General features: G+C 69.7%; 25 protein-coding genes and 4 pseudogenes. 19 read left to right on the top strand and 10 right to left on the bottom strand.

All coding sequences use genetic code 11. The features are described 5' to 3' along the window. Window positions 1–14: 14 nt before the first annotated feature. Complete coding sequence (locus tag ABZX90_RS32020) at window positions 15–860, top strand: hypothetical protein (RefSeq protein WP_355210726.1); 846 nt, start codon at window positions 15–17, stop codon at window positions 858–860. A gap of 238 nt (window positions 861–1,098) precedes the next feature. On the opposite strand, the gene ABZX90_RS32015 is transcribed toward ABZX90_RS32020, so the two are convergent. The 4 genes from ABZX90_RS32015 to ABZX90_RS32000 all read right to left on the bottom strand — a co-directional run bounded on the left by ABZX90_RS32015 (window position 1,099) and on the right by ABZX90_RS32000 (window position 4,563). Then, on the bottom strand, window positions 1,099–2,481 hold the full coding sequence (locus tag ABZX90_RS32015) for a HAMP domain-containing sensor histidine kinase (protein WP_355210723.1): 1,383 nt from the start codon (window positions 2,479–2,481) through the stop codon (window positions 1,099–1,101). Between the two features lie 100 nt (window positions 2,482–2,581). Continuing rightward, window positions 2,582–3,244 (bottom strand): response regulator transcription factor, encoded by a 663-nt coding sequence (locus ABZX90_RS32010; RefSeq protein ID WP_351125861.1) that lies wholly within the window; start codon window positions 3,242–3,244, stop codon window positions 2,582–2,584. A 9-nt stretch (window positions 3,245–3,253) separates the two neighbouring features. Further along, on the bottom strand, window positions 3,254–3,877 hold the full coding sequence (locus ABZX90_RS32005) for a phosphatase PAP2 family protein (protein ID WP_351125859.1): 624 nt from the start codon (window positions 3,875–3,877) through the stop codon (window positions 3,254–3,256). After that, window positions 3,874–4,563, bottom strand: a complete 690-nt coding sequence (locus ABZX90_RS32000; protein WP_351125857.1) for a DedA family protein — start codon at window positions 4,561–4,563, stop codon at window positions 3,874–3,876. Before ABZX90_RS32000 ends, ABZX90_RS32005 begins: the two co-directional genes overlap by 4 nt. Before the next feature lie 100 nt (window positions 4,564–4,663). On the opposite strand from ABZX90_RS32000, the gene ABZX90_RS31995 reads away from it, so the two are divergent. The 4 genes from ABZX90_RS31995 (at window position 4,664) to ABZX90_RS31980 (ending at window position 8,166) form a co-directional block, all read left to right on the top strand. Further along, complete coding sequence (locus ABZX90_RS31995) at window positions 4,664–5,059, top strand: BlaI/MecI/CopY family transcriptional regulator (RefSeq protein WP_351125855.1); 396 nt, start codon at window positions 4,664–4,666, stop codon at window positions 5,057–5,059. Further along, a complete protein-coding gene (locus ABZX90_RS31990; protein ID WP_351125853.1) occupies window positions 5,056–5,985 on the top strand; it encodes a M48 family metalloprotease in 930 nt (309 codons plus the stop codon). The genes ABZX90_RS31995 and ABZX90_RS31990 overlap by 4 nt, the downstream gene beginning before the upstream one ends. A gap of 100 nt (window positions 5,986–6,085) precedes the next feature. Continuing rightward, window positions 6,086–7,684 carry an AlkA N-terminal domain-containing protein gene (locus tag ABZX90_RS31985; protein ID WP_355210717.1) on the top strand — a complete coding sequence of 533 codons (1,599 nt, stop codon included), beginning with the start codon at window positions 6,086–6,088 and terminating at the stop codon, window positions 7,682–7,684. Then, the gene (locus ABZX90_RS31980; protein WP_351125849.1) at window positions 7,681–8,166 is read left to right on the top strand and encodes a methylated-DNA--[protein]-cysteine S-methyltransferase; all 486 of its coding nucleotides are present in this window, start codon (window positions 7,681–7,683) and stop codon (window positions 8,164–8,166) included. Before ABZX90_RS31985 ends, ABZX90_RS31980 begins: the two co-directional genes overlap by 4 nt. Before the next feature lie 6 nt (window positions 8,167–8,172). On the opposite strand, the pseudogene ABZX90_RS31975 reads toward ABZX90_RS31980, so the two are convergent. Further along, a pseudogene (locus ABZX90_RS31975) lies at window positions 8,173–8,408 on the bottom strand (NAD-dependent deacetylase); the annotation flags it as partial. 177 nt (window positions 8,409–8,585) lie between these two features. On the opposite strand from ABZX90_RS31975, the gene ABZX90_RS31970 reads away from it, so the two are divergent. The 4 genes from ABZX90_RS31970 (at window position 8,586) to ABZX90_RS31955 (ending at window position 12,233) form a co-directional block, all read left to right on the top strand. Then, a complete protein-coding gene (locus ABZX90_RS31970) occupies window positions 8,586–9,218 on the top strand; it encodes a hypothetical protein (RefSeq protein ID WP_351125848.1) in 633 nt (210 codons plus the stop codon). A gap of 109 nt (window positions 9,219–9,327) precedes the next feature. Beyond that, window positions 9,328–9,585 carry a ferredoxin gene (locus ABZX90_RS31965; RefSeq protein ID WP_351125846.1) on the top strand — a complete coding sequence of 86 codons (258 nt, stop codon included), beginning with the start codon at window positions 9,328–9,330 and terminating at the stop codon, window positions 9,583–9,585. Continuing rightward, window positions 9,575–10,966, top strand: a complete 1,392-nt coding sequence (locus tag ABZX90_RS31960) for an FAD-dependent oxidoreductase (protein ID WP_355210712.1) — start codon at window positions 9,575–9,577, stop codon at window positions 10,964–10,966. Before ABZX90_RS31965 ends, ABZX90_RS31960 begins: the two co-directional genes overlap by 11 nt. Window positions 10,967–10,997: 31 nt before the next feature. Continuing rightward, window positions 10,998–12,233 carry a cytochrome P450 gene (locus ABZX90_RS31955; RefSeq protein ID WP_355210709.1) on the top strand — a complete coding sequence of 412 codons (1,236 nt, stop codon included), beginning with the start codon at window positions 10,998–11,000 and terminating at the stop codon, window positions 12,231–12,233. 226 nt (window positions 12,234–12,459) lie between these two features. Here the strand turns inward: ABZX90_RS31955 and ABZX90_RS31950 are convergent, their stop codons facing one another. Beyond that, window positions 12,460–13,203 carry a Sir2 family NAD-dependent protein deacetylase gene (locus ABZX90_RS31950; RefSeq protein ID WP_355210706.1) on the bottom strand — a complete coding sequence of 248 codons (744 nt, stop codon included), beginning with the start codon at window positions 13,201–13,203 and terminating at the stop codon, window positions 12,460–12,462. Window positions 13,204–13,319: 116 nt separating this feature from the next. Here ABZX90_RS31950 and ABZX90_RS31945 point away from each other — a divergent pair. The 3 genes and pseudogenes from ABZX90_RS31945 to ABZX90_RS31935 form a co-directional block, all read left to right on the top strand. Then, window positions 13,320–13,808: pseudogene (locus ABZX90_RS31945) on the top strand (DUF4291 domain-containing protein); the annotation flags it as partial. Between the two features lie 143 nt (window positions 13,809–13,951). Beyond that, on the top strand, window positions 13,952–14,305 hold the full coding sequence (locus ABZX90_RS31940; protein WP_355210703.1) for a DUF6247 family protein: 354 nt from the start codon (window positions 13,952–13,954) through the stop codon (window positions 14,303–14,305). Beyond that, the gene (locus ABZX90_RS31935; RefSeq protein ID WP_355210700.1) at window positions 14,302–14,574 is read left to right on the top strand and encodes a hypothetical protein; all 273 of its coding nucleotides are present in this window, start codon (window positions 14,302–14,304) and stop codon (window positions 14,572–14,574) included. The genes ABZX90_RS31940 and ABZX90_RS31935 overlap by 4 nt, the downstream gene beginning before the upstream one ends. A 185-nt stretch (window positions 14,575–14,759) precedes the next feature. On the opposite strand, the gene ABZX90_RS31930 is transcribed toward ABZX90_RS31935, so the two are convergent. Both ABZX90_RS31930 and ABZX90_RS31925 read right to left on the bottom strand, forming a co-directional pair. Next, window positions 14,760–15,248 (bottom strand): hypothetical protein, encoded by a 489-nt coding sequence (locus ABZX90_RS31930; RefSeq protein WP_355210697.1) that lies wholly within the window; start codon window positions 15,246–15,248, stop codon window positions 14,760–14,762. Between the two features lie 104 nt (window positions 15,249–15,352). Then, window positions 15,353–15,442: pseudogene (locus tag ABZX90_RS31925) on the bottom strand (peptide-methionine (S)-S-oxide reductase); the annotation flags it as partial. 137 nt (window positions 15,443–15,579) lie between these two features. Here ABZX90_RS31925 and ABZX90_RS31920 point away from each other — a divergent pair. After that, window positions 15,580–15,750: a hypothetical protein gene (locus tag ABZX90_RS31920; RefSeq protein WP_355210694.1), complete on the top strand. Its 171-nt coding sequence runs from the start codon at window positions 15,580–15,582 to the stop codon at window positions 15,748–15,750. Between the two features lie 38 nt (window positions 15,751–15,788). On the opposite strand, the gene ABZX90_RS31915 is transcribed toward ABZX90_RS31920, so the two are convergent. Then, window positions 15,789–16,382, bottom strand: a complete 594-nt coding sequence (locus ABZX90_RS31915; protein ID WP_355210691.1) for a DUF4291 domain-containing protein — start codon at window positions 16,380–16,382, stop codon at window positions 15,789–15,791. A gap of 117 nt (window positions 16,383–16,499) precedes the next feature. After that, a complete protein-coding gene (locus tag ABZX90_RS31910) occupies window positions 16,500–17,273 on the bottom strand; it encodes a hypothetical protein (protein WP_355210688.1) in 774 nt (257 codons plus the stop codon). Window positions 17,274–17,327: 54 nt separating this feature from the next. Here ABZX90_RS31910 and ABZX90_RS31905 point away from each other — a divergent pair. The 6 genes and pseudogenes from ABZX90_RS31905 (at window position 17,328) to ABZX90_RS31880 (ending at window position 23,217) form a co-directional block, all read left to right on the top strand. Further along, window positions 17,328–17,850, top strand: a pseudogene (locus ABZX90_RS31905) (DUF4291 domain-containing protein). Window positions 17,851–18,851: 1,001 nt separating this feature from the next. After that, window positions 18,852–19,406 (top strand): hypothetical protein, encoded by a 555-nt coding sequence (locus ABZX90_RS31900; RefSeq protein WP_355210685.1) that lies wholly within the window; start codon window positions 18,852–18,854, stop codon window positions 19,404–19,406. Next, a complete protein-coding gene (locus ABZX90_RS31895) occupies window positions 19,313–20,827 on the top strand; it encodes a VanZ family protein (protein WP_355210682.1) in 1,515 nt (504 codons plus the stop codon). The genes ABZX90_RS31900 and ABZX90_RS31895 overlap by 94 nt, the downstream gene beginning before the upstream one ends. 204 nt (window positions 20,828–21,031) lie before the next feature. Further along, a complete protein-coding gene (locus tag ABZX90_RS31890) occupies window positions 21,032–21,931 on the top strand; it encodes a phosphotransferase (protein WP_355210679.1) in 900 nt (299 codons plus the stop codon). Window positions 21,932–22,107: 176 nt separating this feature from the next. Beyond that, window positions 22,108–22,698 (top strand): hypothetical protein, encoded by a 591-nt coding sequence (locus ABZX90_RS31885; RefSeq protein ID WP_355210676.1) that lies wholly within the window; start codon window positions 22,108–22,110, stop codon window positions 22,696–22,698. A gap of 153 nt (window positions 22,699–22,851) precedes the next feature. Further along, entirely contained in the window at window positions 22,852–23,217 is a 366-nt protein-coding gene (locus tag ABZX90_RS31880; protein WP_355210673.1) for a hypothetical protein, read from the top strand. Window positions 23,218–23,338: the final 121 nt, after the last annotated feature.

The raw sequence follows: 23,338 nt of genomic DNA, 5'->3' as shown, positions 1-23,338 counted from the left end.
CACCGTCGGGCCTCATGACCTACGAGACAACAGAGACCTCCGGGACCCCCGAGGCGCACGGCCGCACCGGTGCCCCGGCCTCCCCCGGACGCCTGCGCTGGAACAAGGTGCCCGAAGTCACCGCGTACTTCTGGATCATCAAGGTGCTGTGCACGACGGTCGGCGAGACCGCCGCGGACCTCCTGAACGAGAAGCTGGGCCTCGGCCTGACCGGTGTGTCGCTGCTGATGAGCGCGCTGCTGGCAGTGGTCCTGGTGGTCCAGTTCCGCACGACGGCCTACCGCGCCGGCGTGTACTGGCTCGCCGTGGCGCTGATCAGCGTCGTGGGCACCCTGATCAGCGACAACCTGACCGACAACCTGGGTGTGCCGCTGGAGACCAGCACCGCCGTGTTCGCCGTCGCCCTCGCCGTGACGTTCTTCGTCTGGTACCGCCGCGAGGGGACCCTGTCCATCCACAGTGTCGACACGGTCTCCCGCGAGGCCTACTACTGGCTGGCGGTGCTGTTCACCTTCGCGCTCGGAACGGCGGCCGGTGACCTGGTCGCCGAGCGTATGGCTCTCGGGTACTGGGTCTCCGCCGTCCTGTTCGGTCTCGCCATCGCCGCGGTCGCCGTCGCGCACTTCGCACTTGGACTCGACGCCGTGCTGAGCTTCTGGATCGCGTACATCCTGACCCGTCCGCTGGGCGCGTCGATCGGCGACTACCTCTCGCAGCCGACCGGCGACGGTGGCCTGGGCTTCGGGACCGTCGTCACCAGCGTGCTGTTCCTGACGGTCATCCTCGGCCTGGTCGTGTACCTCTCGATCACCCGCCGCGACATCAGCGAGGACGACCGGCTCACCCCTCGGGCGGGCTGACCGCGGACAGGTTCACGAGGAGGGTGGGCCGGTGTCGGGCCGGTTCACTCCGAGGTGGGCCGGCGCTCGGCCGGCTCGCTCGGGGGCTCGCGACGGGGGCCGACGGGGGCGACTGACCGGCGGGCCGACCGCCGAACGGATCACGCGTGAGTCGGGCCGGATCGCGGCGGGGTCACCGTCACCCCGCCGGGCCGACCGACCCCGCCCTTCGACTCAGACGGCCGACCGACCCGCCCCTTCACCCCGACGGCAGGCCGACCACGAACGTAGCGCCCGTAGCGCCCGTAGCGCCCGCCTCCTCGTGGCGCACCTCGCCTCCGGCGGAGCGGGCCAGACGTCGTGCGAGTGGCAGCCCGAGGCCCGCTCCGCCGTGTCCGTCCCCGGGATCGGCACGGCGCCCCGGCTGGAAGAGCTGGGGCGCGAACGACGCGGGTACGCCGGGCCCGTCGTCCGTGACCTCCACGCGGACACCACCGGGCCGCGCGCGGGCCCGGAGCTGGACCCGGTCGCACGCGTGCCGCAGCGCGTTGTCGAGCAGGGGGCTGACGATGCGCTCCAGCAGGGCGTCCGGCACCCCGGCCACCAGATCCGATTCCGGGCCGGAGACGACGACCTCCACCTCCACCTCCGGCCGTGCTGCGCCGGCACGGTCCGCGAGCCGGCGCAGCACGGGCACGACCTCGCTGGTGCCCGGTGCGGCGGACGCGCTGTCGCGGGCGTCGTCGAGGAGCGTGTCGCAGATCGTGCGCATGGACCGGGCCGCGTCCGCGATGGCCTCGTGCGTGGCCCGGGTCTCCTCGGCGGAGCGCGACCGGGACTGCCACCAGTCGAGCTCGGCGATGATCCGGGCGAGCGGATTGCGCAGCTCGTGCGACAACTCCCGGGTGAGCTGCCGTTCATGCCGCAGCAGGGCCCGGATGCGGTCCAGGAGCGCGTCCAGCGACCCGCCCAGCCGGGCGAGTTCGGCGGGCCGGGCGACGCTCCCGAAGCGTTCGTCGGAGGCCACGGCGCTCCACCGGGTGGCGTGGTCGGTCATGGTGCGCACGGGACGCAGGGCGCGCCCGACCGCGAGGCGGGTCAGCGCGTACGTACAGGCGAGCATGGCGGCGTCGAGGGCGAGCGACGCGAGGAGCAGGGTGTCGGCCGAACCGCGGTACGGGGACAGGTCCAGGGCGGTGACGACGGTCGCGGCGCCGGTGTCGTCGCCCGGCACCGGTCGCGCGCACAGCCGGACCGGGCCGTGAGCCCACGCGGTGGCGCAGCGCGTCCCGCCCCGCGCGGCGAGTTCGCCGGCCGCTCGGGTCAACGGGCCGGTGGCGGTGGCCGAGGGCGGCTTCTCCAGGAGCCGGTCGCCCGCGTAGATCCACACGTTCGTGTCGAGCAGTTCCTCGCCCGGCGTCTCGAGGACCCGCACGCGGGCACCGCTGGTGTCGACCGTCGCGGCGACGGCGGTGGCGCGTGTGCGCAGTTCGTCGTCCGCCTGGTGCTGGAGGTGCCGGCGGACGACGGTGTTGAACGCGACCGTGAGGATCACCATCAGCAGGGTGGCGGTGGTCAGCGCGACCAACGAGAGGCGGCCGCGCAGGGTGTGCGGCCGCCACCGTGAAGTGAACGTCCTCATAGGCACCTGCCACGCGCCGCGCACTTGGCCGCAGCGGTCCGCCGTACGGGCGAGGGGCTCGGAGGGCTCCAAGGGCTCCAACGGCTCGGAGGGCCCGGCCTCATGAGAGGCGGTGCCCGATACCGCGCGCGGTCGTGACCGTCAGCTCGCTCCCGCCGTCCCGGAGCTTGCGGCGCAGCCGGGTCAGATACTGGTCGAGCGTGTTCTCACTGACCTGGGCTCCCTCCGGCCAGCCGGCCCTGATCAGCTCCCGTCGGCGCACGATGTCCCCGGACGCCGTCATCAGCGCCGCCAGCAGGCGGAACTCCGTCGGCGTCAGGGCGACGCGGTGGCCCCGTACGGTCAGGCTGTGCGCGACCGGGTCCAGCGCCAGGTCACCGGCTGTGCCGGCCGGACCCGGTCCGGACCGCTTGAGGGCCGCCCGCAGCCGGGCCGCGAGCTCCGTCAGATGGAACGGCTTGGGCAGGTAGTCGTCGCCCCCGGCCGAGAAGCCGGCCAGCCGGTCGGTGAGGTGGTGGTGGGCCGTCAGGAAGATCACGGGGGAGAGGAAGCCGTTCGCCCGGATCGCCTGGCACACGTCCCGTCCGTCGGCGTCGGGCAGGCCGACGTCGAGGACGGCCGCGTCGATGCCGTCCCCGGCGAGCCGCAGCGCGGTCGCGCCGTCCTGGGCCGGGACCGTGTCGAAGCCCTCGTCCCGCAGCCCGCGCCGCAGTACGTCACGCAGGGCGTGGTCGTCCTCGACGACCAGGATCCGACGGCGCATGCTCCCCGCTCACCTGCTCTTCGCGAGCCGGGGCGCGATCAGCAGGGCTCCGAGCCGCGACGAGGCCAGCGGGTGCCCCGACACGTCGGGCAGCCTGCGCAGGAGCGCCATTGTCGCCATCGCGACCAGGGTGCCGACGAGCACACCGATCGCGACGTCGTGCGGATAGTGCACCCCCACCCAGACCCGGGAGACGGCCATCGCGCAGGCGGCCACGACGGCGACGCCGCCGAGGCGGCGTGAGACGGACAGCAGCGCGACGGCCGCCGCGGCCGCGATCGCCGCGTGGTTGCTCGGGAACGACCAGTCGCCCGGCGCGGGGCACGCCTCCAGCGTCGCCACCCGCAGGCTCTGACAGGGCCGGTCCTCGCGCACCAGCAGTTTCAGGCCGAGATCCACCCCGTACGCCATGACCACGACGACCGGCACCGCGAGCGCGGTCAGCGCGGCCCGCGGTCCCTCGCGGCGCGCACGCCACCAGCCCAGCACCATCAGCACGGCGAACAGCCAGAGGCCGTACGTCGCCCAGGCGGACACCAGGGTGTCGAGCCACGAGGGTGAGTCCTCGGCGAGATCGGCCACATACCGGTAGGCGGAGCCGTCGATCCAGGAGCCGTCGACAGCGAGGATCATTCCTGGACCTCGTTCCGTGCGGCGCCCTTCCGGCGGGAGCGGTACAGCTCGGCGGCCAGGGGGGCCAGGGAGACGAGGACGATGACCGCGATGATCGGGAGGAGATAGCGGTCGACGTTCGGGATGGAGGAGCCCAGCGCGTACCCCCCGAGGGTGAGGCCGAGGCTCCAGACGAGGCCGCCGATCACCTGCCACACGGTGAAGGTCCGTACGGGCACGTTCAGGGCGCCCGCCATCGGGTTGAGCACCGTGCGCACCACGGGGACGAAGCGGGCCAGCACGATCGCCTTCGCGTAGCCGTACCGCTCCAGCAGCTCCTCGGCGCGGTGCGCGCCCGCCCGCAGCCGTGGGGAGGAATCGCCGGAGAGGAGCGCGCCGCCCGCCTTCCGCCCGATCAGGAAGCCGGTCTGCGCGCCGGCCAGCGCCCCCACCGCGGCGGCGACCAGCAAGGGGCCGAGCGACAGCTTCAGGCCGTCGGGCCCCGAGCCGGTGCAGAGCAGACCGGCCGTGAAGAGCAGTGAGTCCCCGGGCAGGAAGAAGCCGATCAGCAGGCCGGTCTCCGCGAACATCACCACGCCCACCCCCAGTACGCCGAAGGCGGCGAGCAGGGACTGGGCGCTGAGAATGTTCACGGCGAGCTGTGACGCTGTGAACAATGATGCGGCCATCGTCGCGGGCCCTCTCATACTGGATGGGCGGGCACGGTCCAGAACGCGTACCCGACTGACTACAATTCTGTAGACGGTCTACTGAACTGTAGACGATGGTGGGGTGAGGATCGTTCCCATGAGCAGTGACAAGGACGAACGCCGACCGGCGGGTGAGCTGGAGGCCAGTGTGATGGCGGCTCTCTGGGCCGCCGGCGTGCCGCTCACGCCCGGACTGGTGCAACGGGAGCTGGACTCCGGTCTGGCCCGGACGACCGTGACGACGATCCTGTCCCGGCTGCACGAGAAGGGCATCGTCGGCCGCGAGCGGCTGGGCCGGGGCTACGCGTACTTCCCCGTCCAGGACCCGCACGGCCTCACCGCGCGTCGCATGCACAGCGAGCTCGACCGTGACGACGACCGGGAGACCGCGCTGGCCCGGTTCGTCGCCCAGCTGAGCCCCGACGACGAGCGGCTCCTGCGGGATCTGCTGGAGCCGGGTCCCGACGCGAGTCCGGAACCGGGTGAGGGATGATCTTCCTGCTGCTGATTCCCCTGCTGGTCCCCTTCGCGCTGGGGCCGCTGGCCCGTCGCTGCCTCGACCGGCTCACCCCGGTGACCGCGCTGTGGTCGGTGACCCTCGCGATGACGGTGCTGGCCGGCGCCTCCGTGGCCTCGCTGGGCGCGCTGGTCCTGACCGGGCTGCTCAAGCTGCCCTTCCTCGCGAGCCTCGGCGACCTCGTCCACCCCCTGCGTACGGCCTCGGACCTTGTCGTCCTGCCCGCGGCCGCCGCCGCGACCGGGGTGCTCACCGTCGGCGCCTGGACCGTCGTCCGCTCGGTCCTGCGCCAGCTCCGCGCCTTCCGCTCGGCGCGCATCCAGGCCGACCGCCGCCCCGCCGCCGGCGACCTGTGCGTCATCGAATCGCCGCACCCGGACGCCTACGCGCTGCCGGGTCGACCGCACCGCATCGTCGTCACCACCGCGATGCTGCGCAGCCTCGGAGCCGACGAGCGCGAGGCCCTCTTCGCCCACGAGCGGGCCCACAACGCCGGCGGCCACCACCGTTTCCTCGTCGTGGCCGAACTCGCGGCCCACTGCCACCCGGGTCTGCGCACGGTCCGGGCGAGCGTCGCGCTCGCGGCGGAGCGCGCCGCGGACGAGGTCGCCGCCGAAGCCGTGGGGGACCGGAGACTGACCGCCCGGGCCATCGCCCGCGCCGCCCTCGCCATCGGGGACGCCCGCTCCGACCGCCCCGACTTCGCCCCCGCGGCCACCACGGGGCCCGTCCCCCGGCGCGTCGCCGCACTTCTCTCCACGCCCCAGCGCCGCCCGCGCGCCGCCGCCTGGATCGCCCTCCTCCTGGCCGCCTGCGCCGCCGTCTCGGCCGGTGCTTCGGGGGCGGGTGTGCTCGCCTTCCACCATGAGGTGGAGGTCGCGCAGGGCGAGGAGCCCCGCTGACGGCTTCGCGCACGCATATGCGCGGCCCGGTCGCAGGCCGGGCAAGGTAGATGTCGGATTCTCGCCAGCCCCGTCCTGCGGGGTACCCGATGCTTGAGGCATGCAGAACGGGATGCACACGGACACCGAGCGCTGCGTGCGTGCCGTCCAGTCGAAGGACGCGCGCTTCGACGGATGGTTCTTCACCGCGGTGACGACCACGAGGATCTACTGCCGCCCCAGCTGCCCGGTCGTGCCGCCGAAGCCGCAGAACATGACCTTCTACCCGAGCGCGGCCGCCTGTCAGCAGGCCGGATTCCGGGCCTGCAAGCGGTGCCGCCCGGACACCAGCCCCGGCTCACCGGAATGGAACCACCGCGCCGACCTGGTGGCCCGCGCGATGCGGCTGATCGGCGACGGCGTCGTCGACCGCGACGGCGTCCCGGGCCTGGCCACCCGGCTCGGTTACAGCACCCGCCAGATCGAACGGCAGCTCCTGGCGGAGCTGGGCGCGGGCCCCCTGGCGCTCGCCCGGGCCCAGCGGGCCCAGACCGCCCGGCTGCTCATCGAGACGACACCGCTCCCGATGGCGGAGATCGCCTTCGCCGCCGGCTTCTCCTCCATCCGCACCTTCAATGACACCGTCCGCGAGGTCTTCGCGCTGTCCCCGAGCGAGCTGCGCGCCCGCCTGCCCAGAAACCGGGCCGGAGCCGCCGCAGGAACCCCGGGCACGCCCGGCGTACTGAACCTCCGGCTCCCCTTCCGGGCCCCGCTCAACCCCGACAACCTGTTCGGACACCTCGCGGCGACCGCCGTACCCGGGGTGGAGGAGTGGCGCGCCGGCGCGTACCGGCGGACCCTGCGGCTGCCGTACGGGCACGGGATCGCCGGTCTGACGCCGATGCCGGACCACATCGCGTGCCGCCTGACCCTCAGCGACCTGCGCGACCTGTCCGTCGCGATCAGCCGCTGCCGCCGCCTGCTGGACCTGGACGCCGATCCGGTGGCGGTCGACGACCAGCTGCGTACGGATCCGCTGCTGGCACCACTGGTCGACAAGGCCCCCGGCCGCCGGGTGCCGCGCACGGTCGACGAGGCCGAGTTCGCCGTGCGGGCCGTACTGGGGCAGCAGGTCTCCACGGCCGCCGCGCGTACCCACGCCGCCCGCCTGGTCACCGCGCACGGTGAAGCGGTGGACGACCCGGAAGGCGGCCTCACACATCTCTTCCCCTCGCCCGAGGCACTCGCCGCACTCGACCCCGAGTCGCTCGCGATGCCCCGCACCCGACGCACCACCTTCACCACGCTGGTGGGCCAACTCGCCGAAGGAACACTTCACTTGGGAGTGGAGAGCGACTGGGCACAGGCCAGGGCCAGGCTCCTCGCGTTGCCCGGCTTCGGCCCCTGGACCGCCGACGTGATCGCGATGCGCGCTCTCGGGGACCCGGACGCGTTCCTCCCCACCGACCTCGGAATCCGGCGCGCGGCCCAGGAGTTGGGGCTCCCGTCCACACCCGCCGCCCTGACGGCCCGCGCCGCGGCCTGGCGCCCCTGGCGGGCGTACGCGGTCCAGTACCTGTGGGCGACGGACACCCACCCGATCAACTTCCTCCCCACCCAGGCCGGCACCCCGAACACCGCGCACGCCACGAAGCCCGCACCACGAACTCCCCGCGCTCCCCACACTCTCCGCACTCCACGCATCAAGGACCCTCAGTGAAACGGCACACGGTCATCGACAGCCCCTACGACCCGCTCACGCTCGTCGCGGACGACGACGGCGTCCTGTGCGGCCTCCACATGGTCGGCCAGCGTCACCGCCCCGCGGAGGAGAGCTTCGGCGAGCGCGACGACACACTCTTCGACGAGGCGACGGAGCAGCTGTACGCCTACTTCGAGGGTGAGTTGAAGGAGTTCACTCTCGAACTGCGGCTGACGGGAACACCCTTCCAGCGCAGCGTGTGGGAGCAACTGCGGCAGATCCCCTACGGCGAGACCCGTTCGTACGGCGAACTCGCGGAAGCCCTGGGCAACATGGGCGCCTCACGCGCGGTCGGCCTCGCCAACGGCAAGAACCCGATCGGCATCATCGTGCCCTGCCACCGCGTGATCGGCGCGAGCGGCAGCCTCACCGGCTACGGCGGCGGCCTGGACCGCAAGAGGCAACTCCTCGACTTCGAGAGCGGGTCGTCGCTCTTCTGACCCCTCTCAGGCTTCCGCCTGGTCGCCCAGCCGGCCTAGCAGTTCGGGCAGGGCGGTGCCGATCGGCTCCCGTACGACCTCGTCGGCGATCTCGTCGTAGGGGGTGGGTTCGGCGTTGACGATGATGAGCCGGGCCCCGTGGTCGGCGGCGACGCCTGCGAGTCCGGCGGCCTGGCCGAGGACGACGGGTCGAGGCGCTCGCCGAAGAGCACGGTCGCCGATTTCAGGACGCCGCCGCACTTCTAGGCGCGACGGGTCGGCCAGGTGCGGGCAGCTCATCGTAAGGGGCGGCCCGGATTCGACCGGCGGCCATGACCTGTATGGCGCACCGCGGTCTTCCTCCCGGGTGACCCCGGTGGCGTGAGCCCCGCGATCACTGGTGTCTGGACGAAGGGAGAGCCGGCAGAAAGCGGGAGACCATGGAGCGGAAGCACGAGCGCCTCGCGACACCCCGGGCCGCCGGGGCGGCCGGGGTGGTGTTCGCGGTCCTGATGGCCGCGGCGATCGTTCTGGTGCGCATCGCTCTGCCCGGCGGCGGGGACGGCGTGACCCTCGACGCCGGACAGCGGAGCGGCGTTCGGACGGCGCTGGAGCTGGTGCCGTTCGCCGGGATCGCGTTCCTGTGGTTCATGGGAGCCCTCCGCGAGCAGGCCGGCCGGGCCGAGGACCGGTTCGTCGCCACCGTGTTCCTGGGCAGCGGCGTGGTCTTCGTCGCCACGCTGTTCGGCGCCGCCGCGGCGGCCGGGACCGTGCTCGGCGAAGGCCGGCAGAGCTCTTCCTTCGGCAGCCACTTCGCCTACGCCCTGCTGACCACGTACGCCATGCGGATGGCGGCGGTGTTCATCATCACGACCTCGACCATCGGCCGCCGGCTCGGCGTGTTCCCGCGCCCGCTCGTCGTCGTCGGCTATCTCGCGGGCCTGACGCTGCTCGTGGCGGGAAAAGGCGTGCCCTGGTCCGAGCTGGTCTTCCCGGCCTGGGCGCTGCTCCTCAGCCTGAACATCCTGTGGGGCCGTCGCCCCTCCACCGCACCGCCCGCCCCTCCGGCCTGATCCGGCCGCACCGCTCACTCGAACGGTCCGCTCCTCGTCGCCGCTTCCCGCCCGGCCGCCGAGAGTGGTCGCAGGAGGCTTGACCGGGCCCTTGGAGAGGAGCGATCCCGTGGTCAGGATTGCCGTCGATCTGAACCGCTGTCAGGGGTACGCGCAGTGTGCGTTCCTCGCTCCCGAGATCTTCACCATGCACGGCGACGAGGCGCTGCTGTACGACCCGGAGCCCGACGAGGCGCCGCGCGAGAAGCTGGACCGGGCCGCCGCGGCCTGCCCGGTCCAGGCCGTCCTCGTCGATGCGGTGGAACCCGACGGCGTGGAACCCGACGCCGTGGACGTACCGGCCGAGGGGGTGTCCCATGCTGGGTGACGGATCCCTGGACCGGCTCAAACGCGACGGCCGCATCGTCGTCGTCGGCGCCTCGCTGGCCGGCCTGCGGGCCGCCGAGACCTTGCGGGAAAAGGGCTTCGCGGGTTCGCTGACCATGATCGGCGACGAGCCCTGCGAACCGTACGACCGGCCCCCGCTGTCCAAGCAGGTGCTGCTGGGCCGGGCGAGCGCCGACCGTACCGCACTGCCCAGGCTCCGGTCCGTCGACGCGACCTGGCGGCTCGGCACCCCGGCCACCGGCCTGGACATGGCCGCCCGACGGGTGCGGCTGGCCGACGGCGACGAGGTGCCGTACGACCGGCTGCTGATCACCACCGGCGTACGGGCGCGGCCGTGGCCGCACGAGGCCGAGGCGGACCTCGACGGAGTTTTCGTGCTGCGCGGCCGGGACGACAGTGCCGCGCTCGCGCGGCGGCTGGAGGCGGGCCCCAAGCGGGTCCTGGTCGTCGGGGCCGGATTCACCGGCTCGGAGATCGCCTCCGCCTGCCGTGAGCGCGGCCTGCCCGTCACCGTCACCGAACGCGGCGCCGCGCCCCTGGTCGGCGCACTCGGCGGAGTGGTCGGCGCGGTCGCCGCCGAGATGCAGCGCGAGCACGGCGTGGACCTTCGGACCGGGGTCATGGTGACCGCCCTGGAGGGCGACGACTCGGGAAGGGTGCGCGCGGCCCAGTTGTCCGACGGCTCCTCCGTGGAGGCCGACGTGGTGGTCGTCTCGCTCGGCGCCCTGCGCAACACCGAATGGCTCGCCGGGTCCGGACTCGGCGCGGGTCCCCGTGGCATCGCCTGTGACGCCGGCTGCCGCGCCTTCGACATCCGCGGGATCGTCACCGACGACATCTACGCGGCAGGCGACGTCGCCCGGTGCCCGCACCCCCTGTTCGGCTACCAGTTCCTGTCCCTGGAGCACTGGGGCAACGCCGTCTCACAGGCCCGGATCGCGGCGCACAACATGCTCAGCGAGAGCACCGACCGCCTGCCCCACATGGAGGTGCCGGCCTTCTGGTCCTCGCAGTTCGGAGTCAACATCAAGTCCGTCGGAATCCCCTCGATGGGGACGGAGATCCTCATCTCCCAGGGCTCGCTGGCGGATCACCGGTTCCTCGGCGTGTACGGGTACCAGGGGCGTGTCATCGGCGCCGTCGCCTTCGACCAGGGCCGGTGGCTGCCGTTCTACCAAGGGCTGATCGAGACCACCGCGCCGTTCCCGCCGCCGTTCGCCACGGTCGACCGGCGCCCGGACGGACAGCGGCCGCTCGACGCGGACTTCCCCGACCCCTCGGTCCCCAGCCACGGCCCCACCGTGGCCCTCAGCGGATACTCGCCGGCCGACCGCCGGATGACGTTCACCCCGGCGCACTGACCGCAAGGCCACGAGGACCCTAGGACTCGCCATGACGCAATCCCTGCTGCACCAGATCCTGGACTACGCCAACCGGGCCGACCCGTACCCGATCTACGAGGAGCTGCGGAGGACTCCGGTCCACCACGAGGCCGACGGGCCGTACGTGGTCAGCACGTACTACGAGATCCGCAGCCTTCTGCACGATCCCCGGATCAGCTCCGACGCCCGCAACCTGGCCTCGAACGCCGCCGACCCCCTGGCCGAGGCGCCGCGGGAGGAGAGCACTCTGCCGCCGGGCTTCCTGCGGCTCGACCCGCCGGAGCACGACCGGCTGCGGCGCATGACGAACCGCCCCTTCGGCCCGCCGCACTCCCCCCACCGGGTCGACGCGATGGGGGGAGAGCTCCGCGACATCGTCACCGGCCTCATCGACGGCATCGGCGACCCGGACCGGATCGACCTGGTGGAACAGTTCTCGTACCCCTTCCCGGTGACGGTGATCTGCCGGCTGCTCGGGGTGCCGCGCGAGGACGAGGCGCGCTTCCACACCTGGGCGGACACCCTCGCCGCCAACCTCGATCCCGACCCGGACGCCGATCCCGCCGAGCGGGGCAAGGGCGCGCAGGACGCCCGAATGCAGCTGGGCATGTATCTGGCAGGCCTGATCGAGGAGCGCCGCAAGAACCCCGGGGAGGACATGCTCTCCCAGCTGGCGACGGCCAAGGGCGAGGACGGCCCGATGACCACGATGGAACTGCTCAGCACCGCGGCGCTGCTGCTCATCGCGGGACACGAGACCACGGTCAACCTGATCACCAACGGCATGCTGACCCTGCTGCGCAATCCCGGCGTCCTCCAGCGGCTGCGTGCCGATCCGCGGCTGGCCGTGCCCATCGTCGAGGAGCTGCTGCGGTTCGAGCCGCCGGTGCAACTGGTGCCGCAGCGCACCACCCTCGCCGACATCGAGGTCCGCGGGGTCACCATCCCCAAGGGAGCCACCCTGTGGCTGGTCCTGGCGTCGGGCAACCGGGACCCCCAGCGCTTCGACAACCCGGACCGCTTCGACCCGGACCGCCCGGACATCCAGCACCTCGGCCTGGGCAGCGGCATCCACAGCTGCTTCGGCGCACCGCTCGCCCGGCTGGAGACCCAGTTCGCCCTGTCGGAGCTGGCCCGGAGGCTGGAGAACCCGCGTCTGCTGGAGGACCCGCCCCCGTACCGGAAGAACGCCGTGCTGCGCGGGCCGCGGCAGCTGCACGTCGCCTGCGACGGGATCCGTGCCTAGGGCCTGTCCGGCGGATCATGCCGGAGACGCGGGGTCTGGCACCCCCACCTGCGGCGTTGTCGTCGGTTGCCGATGCTCCGCATCGACGCCCTCCTCCGCCTTGCAGTTGGACGCACCAGACCCCGCTCACGTGCGCTGATCAGGCGCCGCAGGTTTCCTCCGACTTGATCCGCCGGACACCCCCTAGCGGGCCGCCCGCGAGCAGTCCCGCGAACAACGCTTCAGGTCACCGCACTTGACCGCTGTCCCCGCACAGTCGGCCTAGCAGTTCGGGCAGGGCGGTGCCGATCGGCTCCCGTACGACCTCGTCGGCGATCTCGTCGTAGGGGGTGGGTTCGGCGTTGACGATGATGAGCCGGGCCCCGTGGTCGGCGGCGACGCCCGCGAGGCCGGCCGCGGGCTGGACCTGGAGGCTGCTGCCGACGGCGATGAAGACCTGGCAGGCCTTGGTGATGGCGGCGGCTTCGCCGAGGACGACGGGGTCGAGGCGTTCGCCGAACATCACGGTCGCCGACTTGAGGATGCCGCCGCACTTCAGGCAGACCGGGTCGTCCTCACCGGCGTCGAGGCGTGCGAGGGTGTCCTCCATGGGCCCGCGTGCATGGCATCCGGTGCACACGAAACTCCTTGCGGTGCCGTGGAGTTCGAGGACCTTGCGTGCGGGCATGCCGGCGAGCTGGTGGAGTCCGTCGACGTTCTGCGTGATGACCCGCACGGGCACGCCCGACCGCTCCAGCTCGGCCACCGCCCGGTGCGCGGCGTTGGGCTCGGCCCCGAGCTCCTGGGTCTCCCGCCGCATCAGCCACGCCCGGCGCCTGATCTCGGGATCGCCCATGTAGTACTCGTACGTGACGAGCTTCTCGGCCTCGGGGTCGCGCCGCCACAGGCCGTTGGGCCCGCGATAGTCGGGGATTCCGGAGTCGGTCGAGATACCGGCGCCACTGAGGATGGCGACGAGGGGCTTGTTCATGGGGCGAGGGTAGGACGCCCGCCTGCTCGGAGCGAGCGGATATCAAGGTGTGGCCTGCGCAGGCTTGTTGTGCCGATCGACCGAGATCAACAGCGGCTCGCCTGCCACCGAGGGTCAGGTTCCCTGCCGCGTGGATGCGGGACGGGATGACATGGATCAAGCTGTCGTTCCTATGGATGATGTACCGCTGCGGCTGGGGCACGAAGGAGGGCCAGGAGACCGCTCTGGCCGTCGAGATCAGCCGCGACGGGTTCGAGTGGGCACTGCGCAACGCGTGCCTGTCGCACTACGTACGAGGGGTGCACGAGAACCAGGCAACCTGGCAGCGGGAACTGAAGCGAGCGCCAACACGGGTGCAGTGGGACCCCGAGCGGGACTTGCGGCTGCAGCCCCTCCCGTACCGGTCCCTGCAACTCGGCCTCTCGGGTGAAGCCGCGCGACGTTACGTGGACGAATGGATCGTCGCGATCGAAGACGTCACCCCACTCGCCCATGAGATCCACGCCCTCGTCAGGGGCGGTGACTTGGGCTCAGCCACCCGGCTGCTGCCCCAGGAAGACCCCTGCTCCGGACAGGACGAGCTCATCGCCCACCTGCGGGAATGAGGAACGGGCTCACCTGGTCTCCCGCCCTCGGGCCGGTCCGGGCGACAGCTGAATCGCTTCTCCCTCACTCGTTCGAGCGGAGCGAAAGTGCTCCTGCCCGCTAGGCTGAGGCGTGGGACAGAATCGCGCCCATGGGAGCAGCCATGACCACCCCAGCCGCTGAGCAACCGCTCATTCCTCAGCCGCCTGCAACAGTCGCCGCGCTACGGCAGGCCATCAGTCAGATCGCGCCTGCCTCGCTTCCCGCCTTCACGCGGGAGCTGGACCAGGCGGCCGACCAGTCCCGGCAGGGCTCCGATCTCGCCCCTCTCCGGCGATTCATCACCCAGTGGGCCGTCTACGTCCACATCCAACGCCAGCCCGGCCTGGCAGCGGATTTCCTCCGTTGGGAGAACACCGCCGAAGCCGGCGACGCCACGCAGGCACGACAGGCCGCCGCCGAGATCGGACGACTTCTCGACGAAGCTCACACGGCCGTCGGTCTCTCGACCCGGTGAGCGCGGACTGGCACTGGGAGTACGACCCTGATCACGACCACGTGGCAGGCGGCCTCCCAGCCCACGTCGTGGCGGAAGTCGAACGCCTGGCCGCCCAACTCGTCGAGCTCGCCGGTACGGGAATCGACGTCAGTGATCTCGGCAACGGCCCAAGACCGGGCGGTCTGCGTCGCATGGACGCTGCTGGCGGATGGTTCTACTTCCTCGTGGCCCCGCGCGAGCCACTCATCATCATTGTCCGCATCGTTCCCCCGTTCGACGCTTTGTAGCGACCCTACCGGCCCTCTCACCTTCCAAGGGCTGCCCGGGACGAGACCGGACATCGGCTTCCGGTGCCCTGGCTGCCGCGGGCCAACAGTCTCAAGAGGTCTGTGAGCCAGGCTTGACGTGAGTCGTCAAGCAGCGTTCACGGACTCTTGCGCGGTCGGCCGGGGAAAGGGGGCCCGCCCGGCTCTCAGAGGCCGGCCGGGTGGCTGGAAAGCCAGTCTGTGTGTCGGTCACGCACACCGTCACGTTCTGCAGGCGTGGCAAGGATGACGTCTGCGCCGCCGTCGTAGGGGTGGTAGATGCGTCGCAGTTCCCCGTCGGCGATGAAGACTTCGACGAGCGCCTCGTCCGCGACGGCTCGCAACAGCCCGTCGACGCAGCCGCGGTTCCACCGGCGCCGGTCGGCATACAGCCGTGTGTGGGTGTGGAACTCCGGGTCGGGGTCGTCCTGGTCCGACTCGGTCCACCAGCGGATGCTGCCGGGGTGCAGTGTCTGTCGTGGTGTCGGGTAGCCCGCAGGACCGGTCGGTGTGTCCGACCAGTCCATGGTCACTACGAACACGTCCGTGCCCGTGAACAACTCGTCCAGGATCGTGTTGTACCGGTCCAGCACGATCGCGTACTCGTCCTCGGACTCCGGGTAGCGCTTCGAGCCGGGGAGGCTGTGGAAGCGCACCCAGCGATCCGCGTACCTGGTGCGGAATGTGTGAGCGACGGGAGGGCCCGACGGATGCCGTTCCCTCCACAAAGCCGCCAGGAGGGCAGTGTCGATGGCGAAACTCACCCCTTGGCCAGAGCCACACCGATCGGACAGGAAACGCGGGTCCCGGCGTGGCCGTTGATGTTGCGGTCAAGATACTGCTGGTGGTAGCCGCCGGCCGTGCAGAACGTACACCCCTCCAAAGAAAACTGGCGCCCACCCCGATGACGGTGGATGCGAGCTGCGCCTGCGCGGTGGACCGGAGTCACCTTCGGGACCGGCCTGCCGGGGCGTGGATCATGGCCCCGTGATGCTGGAGAACCTGCCCATGGCACCCGACGAGCACATGTGCGTCAGTTACGGCCCGGACCGCGGCATGTGGACCGGCCCCGCCGAGCGAGACGTCCCCAAGGTCTGTGAACGCGGCTTGACATGGATCATCAAGCAGCGTTCACAGACCTGTGCCGCCGCCAGGTGACCCGCGAGTGATGCCGGCGGTTGTGTCCGGATCGCCGGTCAGGGACACAGGTGGGCCAGGAGTTCTGCGCTGACGGGGTATTCCTGCTCCTGGGGAAGCAGTTGGGTAGCTGAGTCCAGTTCGCCGTCTCTGACGAGTGCGTGGATCTCGTTGGCGAGCGGGGTCACGTCGCTCATGGACACGATCCACTCGTCCGCGTAACGCGACGATGCCTCACCCGAGAGCCCCAGTTGCAGCGAGCGGTGAGGCAGGGGACGCAGGTGCAGATCCCGTTCGGGATCCCACTGCACACGGGCCGGTGCGCGCTTGAGGTCACGCTGCCAGGTGACCCGATCGGGATGCAGGCCGCGAACGTAACTCGACAGGCAGGCATGACGCAGCGCCCAGTCGAAGCCGTCGCGAGTGATCTCGACGGCGAGGACGGTCTCCTGACCCTCCTTCGTGCCCCAGCCGGAGCGGTACATCATCCACATGAAGCTGGGTTTAATCCACGTCATGCGGTCAGGCTTCCACGCGGCGGGGAAACGACCCTTGCGGGCGGCGGGTCCGCCGATCTCCGGGCGGTACGCCTGGTAGACGGTGATCGTGGACGCCGTGTGGAGCGCGCGGATCCTGCGGAGCGGTTCTTCCATGGCGTACAGCGTGGGCTCGGTCAGCTCAGGTGACCACCGATTTTCGACCCGTTGCCCGATCCGACGGAGCACGCGGGCGGCAGGCAGTTGCCCGTGCGGGCCAAGTAGCGTCCGGAGTCAGAACGGAGGTTCCTTCGTGCAACCGCCAGTCCAGACATCACGGATATATCGAGCGCGTGCTGCAATGTCGGCGGGGCTCTCCAGGGCAGCGATGTCGTAGCCCCAGTTCTTGAGTGTGTCCAGACAGCGGTTGCGGTTGTAGCGGTTGGTACTGGTGGCGAGGAGGCGGTGGACGCGGCGTCCGAGTTCGTCTCTGTGACAAATAAGGGCGGGATGCTCGATCAAGGGGATGGCGGCAACGATCGCGGCCTCATGAACAGCAGTGTTTTCGTGGCCCAGGAAAGCTGAAACGGCACGGTAGAACGTGGGGCGGTGGTCCAGGAAAACGCGCATTTCTGGATAGTCGTCTAGGTCGTCACCGTTGAAGTGACGCTCGGCGATGGCAAGGCACTCGTCGGCGGCGTCGTAGGCGAGTGATCCAAGCCAGTCCAGCAGGGCCGCCCTCACCGGACAGTCTCTTTCAGAGTCAGCCCGACGGCCAGGTCCGACGGCCGCCGTCGCGGGGTGGGCGAGGATCGCGGCCACGTACAGCGCCACGGGGAGCGTGGCTTCGTAGAAGCTGTTCTGATGACATACCGGCTCCAGTTCGCTGATGGCCCTGATCTGAACCGTCGGGTCGGCATCGAGGAGGCGGGGCAGCGTGGCCGACAGAAATCTGCCGTTCCCTCTCGCGGTGCCGAGTGAGGCCCAAGCCGTGCCCTCCAACAACGACTGGTGATGGGGCAGCTCATCAGGCGTCAGATCGCCTGTCTGCTGGTTCTCGCTGGTCACGAGGCAAAGGCTACGACGCCCAGGATTGGCATCGGGCCTCGTGTGCGGCCAGGGATGTGTGATGCCAGCCCGAAAAAGGTCTGTGAACGCGGCTTGACATGGATCAAGCCGTCGTTCCTGTGGATGATGTACCGCTGCGGCTGGGGCGCCAAGGAAGGGCAGGAGAACGTCCTCGCTGTCGAGATCACCCGCGACGGCTTCGAATGGGCCCTGCGCAACGCATGTCTGTCCAGCTACGTCCGCGGGGTGCACCCCGGCCGAGCTACCTGGCAGCGTCAGTTGAAGCGTGCGTCCGCTCGCGTGCAGTGGGACCCCGAGCGGGACCTGCACCTCCAGCCCTTGCCGTAACGGTCCTGGCAACTGGGTCTCTCCCGGTGAGGCCGTACGACGCTACGCGGACGAGTGGACGGTCGCCATCCGCGATGTGACCCCGCTCGCCCACGAGATCCACGCCCGCGTCAGCAGCGGTGACTCGGACTCCGCCACCCGCCTGCTGCCCCAGGAACGCCCTTATCCCGCCGGAGACGAACCTCTTGCCCACCTCCTTGGACGACGGGCCGGTTCACCCGACAGGTGACCGCACAGCAGGCGGGTCACATGGCAGCACAGGCTCGCCGGGACGGGGGGCTCGTGCCCGATCGGCGTGGCGCCGGCCGCCGGATGAGTCTCGGCGTAGTGCCTGACCCTCTGGCTTCCCTGTGGAGGAACCGGCATCCGTCGGGCCCTCCCCTCGCCCACACGTTCCGCACCTTGTACGCGGACCTCTGGGTACGCTTCCACAGCCTGCCCGGTTCGAAGCGCTACCCGGAGTCCCAGGACGAGTACGCGATCGTGCTGAACCGGTACAACACGATCCTCGACGAACTGTTCGCGGGCACGGACGTGTTCGTGGGGACCATGGACTGGTCGGCCACACCGACCGGGCCCGCCGGGTACCCGACACCACGACCGACACTCCACCCCGACGGCATTCGCCGGTGGATCGAGTCGGATGAGGACGACCCCGACCCGGTGTTCCACACCCACACACGTCTCTACGCCGACCGGCGCCCGTGGGAACACGGCTGCGTCGATGACCTATTGCGCGCCGTCGCGGACGAAACACTCGTCGAAGTGTTCCTCACCGGAACTACGACGCATCCACCATCCCTACGACGGCGGGGCAGACGTCATCCTCACCACGCCCGAGGAGCGACACCGACTCCGCGCGCTGCACCCCGAATGGCTCTCCAGCCCCCCGACCGGCCTCTGACAGAGAAGCGGATACCTCCGCAACTACCGAGCGGAATTCAGGGCTCCACTTTACAACAACGGCATTTGACGTGTGATCAAGAGCTCCTCGATATAGCCCTGTTGATGATTTATCATCAACATGATGCTCGGGGCCCTGACCAGGCCATCGGAGCGTGCGCCCACCGAAGGCATCGGGGGCGTCTTTTCGGGGGAGTACGTTTTTGTACAGCTTGATCGGCCATTCCTGCATGCCATCGGCCTTGACCACTTCCCGCGTTCCGTCCCGACTTCAGTGTCGGCCGTGGGCGTCACCTGTCCCAATGGAATTCAGGGGAGGATTCTTCGATGCGCTCCGTGCGTAAGGGCGGCAGATCCGCCGTTCTCTTTATCTCGCTCACTTTCGCCATGGCCCCGGCCAGCGGATACGCCGCTGACAGCGTTCCGACCAGTACTGCGACGACCGTTGACTCCGGTAGCGATGCCGACCGGACCGACGATGTCGACACCTTGCCCGAAGAGCCGTCGGGCCTTTCTTCCGTGCAGCACATTGACTGCGATCATGGCGGGCACACCGGAGATCCGCGGGAACGTTGCACGAAGCTGGAAAACGGATGGATGGTGCACGGCAAGAAGACCGTCGACAACTGCACACGCGCTTACACCCGCTACGAGAAGAGCGGCGGTGGCAGTGTTTCGCTCAAACTCGGCTACACCCGCAACGGCAGTGAGCACTGGAGCAGCTACTTCACGATGAGGTCCGGTGATTCCAAGGTGAAGTCCTGGAACTTCGGTCGCATGAACTTGGAGTGCACTTCGTCGATCGGACTCCTGCCGCAGCGGGGCCAGGAGGGCGGGCCCGCCCCACAAGCGCCAGACCCCTATCGCCAAGTGCTGACCTGACGGTACTTCGTGTGCGCCCCCGGGTCCGCCTCGGGGGCGCTTTGGGCACCGAGCGAGAGAAGAGCAAGGATTTGTTTGGCGCTGTCTTCGGTGACGACGTGTGGTTCCTGGCCGGGCTCGCTGTCGTCGCCACAGTTGTGGGGCTGACCGCGTCGGCTGTCGCCCGTCGCCGCGAAGTGCATCACGCGGTCTGGTGGTTTCTCCTGGTGTTCTGCCTGACCGGCGTTTTCGGCGTCACCTTCGCACTGCGGGGCGGCGAGTCGGGGCCGGCCTCATGCGTGATCAACCATGAGATCACCGAACCGCTGAACACCACGCAAGGCTTGTGGAACCTGGCCATGTTCGTCCCGCTCGGCCTGTTCGGTGTTCTGGCACTGCGGCGTCCGCTACCCGTGCTTGCCGGTGTGCTCGTGTTGCCGTGTGCCATCGAGCTCGCCCAGGCCCTGGCCCCGTTCGTGAGCGGCATCTGCGACAGCGCCGATGTCGAGATGAACGTCAGCGGGGGCGTAATGGGCGCGGCCGCCGCGCTCATGCTGGTGCGGGGCCGCGTCGACTGGTGTTCATGGGCCAAGCCCACGCTGCTCGTGGCGGGAGTGCTCGCCGTGGCCGGGACGACCGTTTTCCAGGCGGCGATCACCGCTGACCACGTGGACGGCTCCACCAGTCACGACGCACGGGGCGACGAACGGAAGGCCGCCGAGCGTGCCATACGTCAGGCCTTCGGCGATCACTACCGCGTCGATGCCGTGCGAGTCAGCCCCGGCCTCGACGGTTACAACGGCTGGATGTCCATCCAGATCGCCGACTCGTTTCCCGCGCAGCTGATGTGGCCAGGCGGGCGCCAACTGAGCGTGAGCTTCGAGGACTCCACGCACCCGACCCGGGCAAGCTTCCCCGTCCCCGGCGCCACCACACCCCATGACGCCCGGGACGCGTACCGCATCGCCCGCTCCTACATGAAGACCCACTACCCGTGGGCGGCGACTGCCTCCAGGCATGAGACGCAACCCGTCGGCAGCAAAGCTGAGTTCGGATGGCTCACGTCATGGAGATTCAAGGAACGCGGGGTGGCCATGCCACGAAGCCTCGACGTGCAGATCAACCGCTCGGGCCGTGTCTCCCAGATGCTGGTCGACCTCGGACCCAGGCACGTGAAACTCCCGGCGCGGCTGATCCCGGCCGAACAAGCCGAGGACATCGTCCGCAAGGAGCAGCAACGGAACGGCGCCGATCCCCGTGGCCTGCGGATCCACGCCGACGTGTTGAAGACCGAACGCGCAAAGGGCTGGCAGGGACCTTGGCTCGTGGTGTGGTCCGTGAGCGTCACCGACACGGGGTGCACGCCCGACGAGGACGGCGGCGGCTGCGACCCGACGAACACGGTCCTCGACGCCGGCACGGGAAAGATTCACGACGAGTGATCCGTACCCGTTGAGGGCGGCGGGATTGGCGCCACCCTGGATCAACCGCGGTGTTTCGCAGTACGCGCTGACGCCGGGGTCCGGCAGCTGCGAGGTAACACCCGATCGACGGGACCACCCCTTCCGGATCATGCCTGGACGGCGACTGCGCTGCCACCCGATGAACGCCGCCGACCTCGTGCGATCGATTGATAAAGTCGGTCAATGACCAGTCGCAGCCGCGACCGCGTCGCAGACGTCCGCAGCGTCGTGGTCGCGCACATGATCGACTATCGGATCGAGTCCGTTGTGCCGCTTGGCGAGGGCCTGGACAACCTGGCGTACGAGGTCAACGGTGAGCTGATCGTGCGCTTCAGCAAGGAGCCCGACCTGGCACGGCGGACCGCCCTGGTGGGCCACGAGGCCCGCGTGCTTGCTGCCGTCGCCGATATCTCGCCGCTGCCCGTGCCCGAACCGACGTTCACGGTCGCGGAGCAGGGATGTCTGGCTTACCACAAGCTCCCGGGTGCGTCACTGTTGGATATGCCGCGGCACCAGCGGTCGGCCCACGGCACGTCGATCGCCGCCACGCTGGGCAAGTTGCTCAGTGCGCTGCATGCTGTTCCGATCGATCGGCTGGCCGATCTGGTGGACGCTGACCACCAGCCGCCGGCCGAGTGGCGGCATGAGGCCGCGGAGAACTATGTGACGGTAGCCGGGCAGGTACCGGAAGCGCACCGCCGACCCGTCGAGGCGTTCTTGGATGCCGCACCACCGCACGATGGATGCACCCCGACGTTCTCCCACAACGATCTGGGGATCGAGCACGTTCTCATCGACCCGGTCACATGGACGGTGACCGGCATCATCGACTGGAGCGATGCAGCCGTCGTCGATCCGGCCTGCGACTTCGGGCTGCTCTACCGCGATCTCGGCCCTGCCGCTGCCCGTGCCGCCGTCAGCAGCTATCGAACCGACGCCAACGACCTCGCGGCTCTCAGCGAGCGCGCCGTGTTCTATGCAAGGTGCAGTGTCTTCGAGGACCTCGCACACGGCATCGAGACAGAACAAGGCAAGTACGTCGACAAGAGCCTTGCGGCGATGGAATGGCTGTTTCCGCCGTAGCCGCTTCATCCCGACAGAGCGGCTATGGACATCGCTATGGACATCAACCCCCGTGCGGGTACCAGCGCCCATCGCGCCGCAGGTAGATCAACCCCTTCCACGGCCGAAGCCGGCAGGACCCCCGGACAGAGGCCCGCTCGCAGCGCATCCCTTTGCCCCGTGTGAGGGTGGGGCGCATGGGTAACTCGCGGGCGTATCCCGTCTTCCGTACCACCGACGCCGTCGAGGCGTGGACTCAGGCACTGCGTCTGAACGCTCTGCTGGAGGAGGGCGACGGCGAGGTGATCCTGATGGCCGACCTGCTGACCGTCGAGGACGCGCGGCGGATGGCGGCGGTGCTGCCCGAGGCCGAGTTCGACTACGCCGATCCCCGGGTGGACCCGGTGACACGTGACTTTCTGGAGTTCGGCATGGACATCTCCGCCGCAGAGGACTCCGTACTGGAGCCAGAACTGCCTCTGGCCGTCCTGTATTACGTTCAACCGGGCACCGTGGAGGACCGGTTCGTGCGAGCCGTGGGGAAGGGAATGGCCTCGATCGGCTGGCACGGCAGGTGGCCTGACGACACAGAGACGGATTCGTACGGCGTTGCCAAGTACGACGGCGTGGAGGTTCTCTTCAACTGCGACGACGTCAGCTGGTTGCAGCCGGCTGACCACCACACCGTCTTCGTTCACGTCGGCACGTGGGGCGATCTTCCACGGGCAGAGAAACTCGCCGCACACCTCGGCAGCACCGTGCTGGGAGGCGCCCAGCTCGGCTGGTGAGGGGCGCCCTCTGCCGGTCGGGTCGACTTCTTGAACAGTCCCTGGAAAGGACTGTGAACGCGCCTTGACATGGATCACCGAGCCGCGTTCACAGCCCCATCCGTGGTCGTATGATCTCCCGCTGGTGGTCGACACAGCTTGCGGGGGGCGAACATGGAGAGACCGGACGACCGCATCGCATCCGTCCTGCGCTTCGCCGCAGAACTCGTCGCCTGGGTGGCCACTCCCTGGGCCTTGTCCAAGTACTCATGGCTGCTTGCCGTCTTGGCGGTGGTGGTACTGATCGGCCTCCCGACCGTCTTCTCCACTCCCGGAGACAAGGCGCAGGTGATCATCCCTGTCTCGGGTACGGTCACGATCCTGCTAGTGGTGCTCCAGCTCACTGCTGCCGCGATCGCCGCATGGTTGGTATGGCCCGTCTATGCGGCAGTCCTCGTGTCTCTCCTCGTGGCCGCCACGCTCGTCACGGAACGTCAACGCTGGCAGTGGCTACTCTCCACCGACCGGCATACCGGGTGAGCTACGGAGTGGGCACCAAAGTGGGTTAGAGCCTGTCTCTTTGACGGTAGGAGACCGCACTCAGTCCAGGGTTCTTGAGCTCCGCTGCGATAGTTGCGCAGCAGCGTGACCCGTGTGAAAG

It is taken from the genome of Streptomyces sp. NPDC002935 (assembly GCF_040611295.1).
Lineage (GTDB): Bacteria > Actinomycetota > Actinomycetes > Streptomycetales > Streptomycetaceae > Streptomyces.
This window is presented reverse-complemented; position numbering and strand designations above follow the sequence as displayed.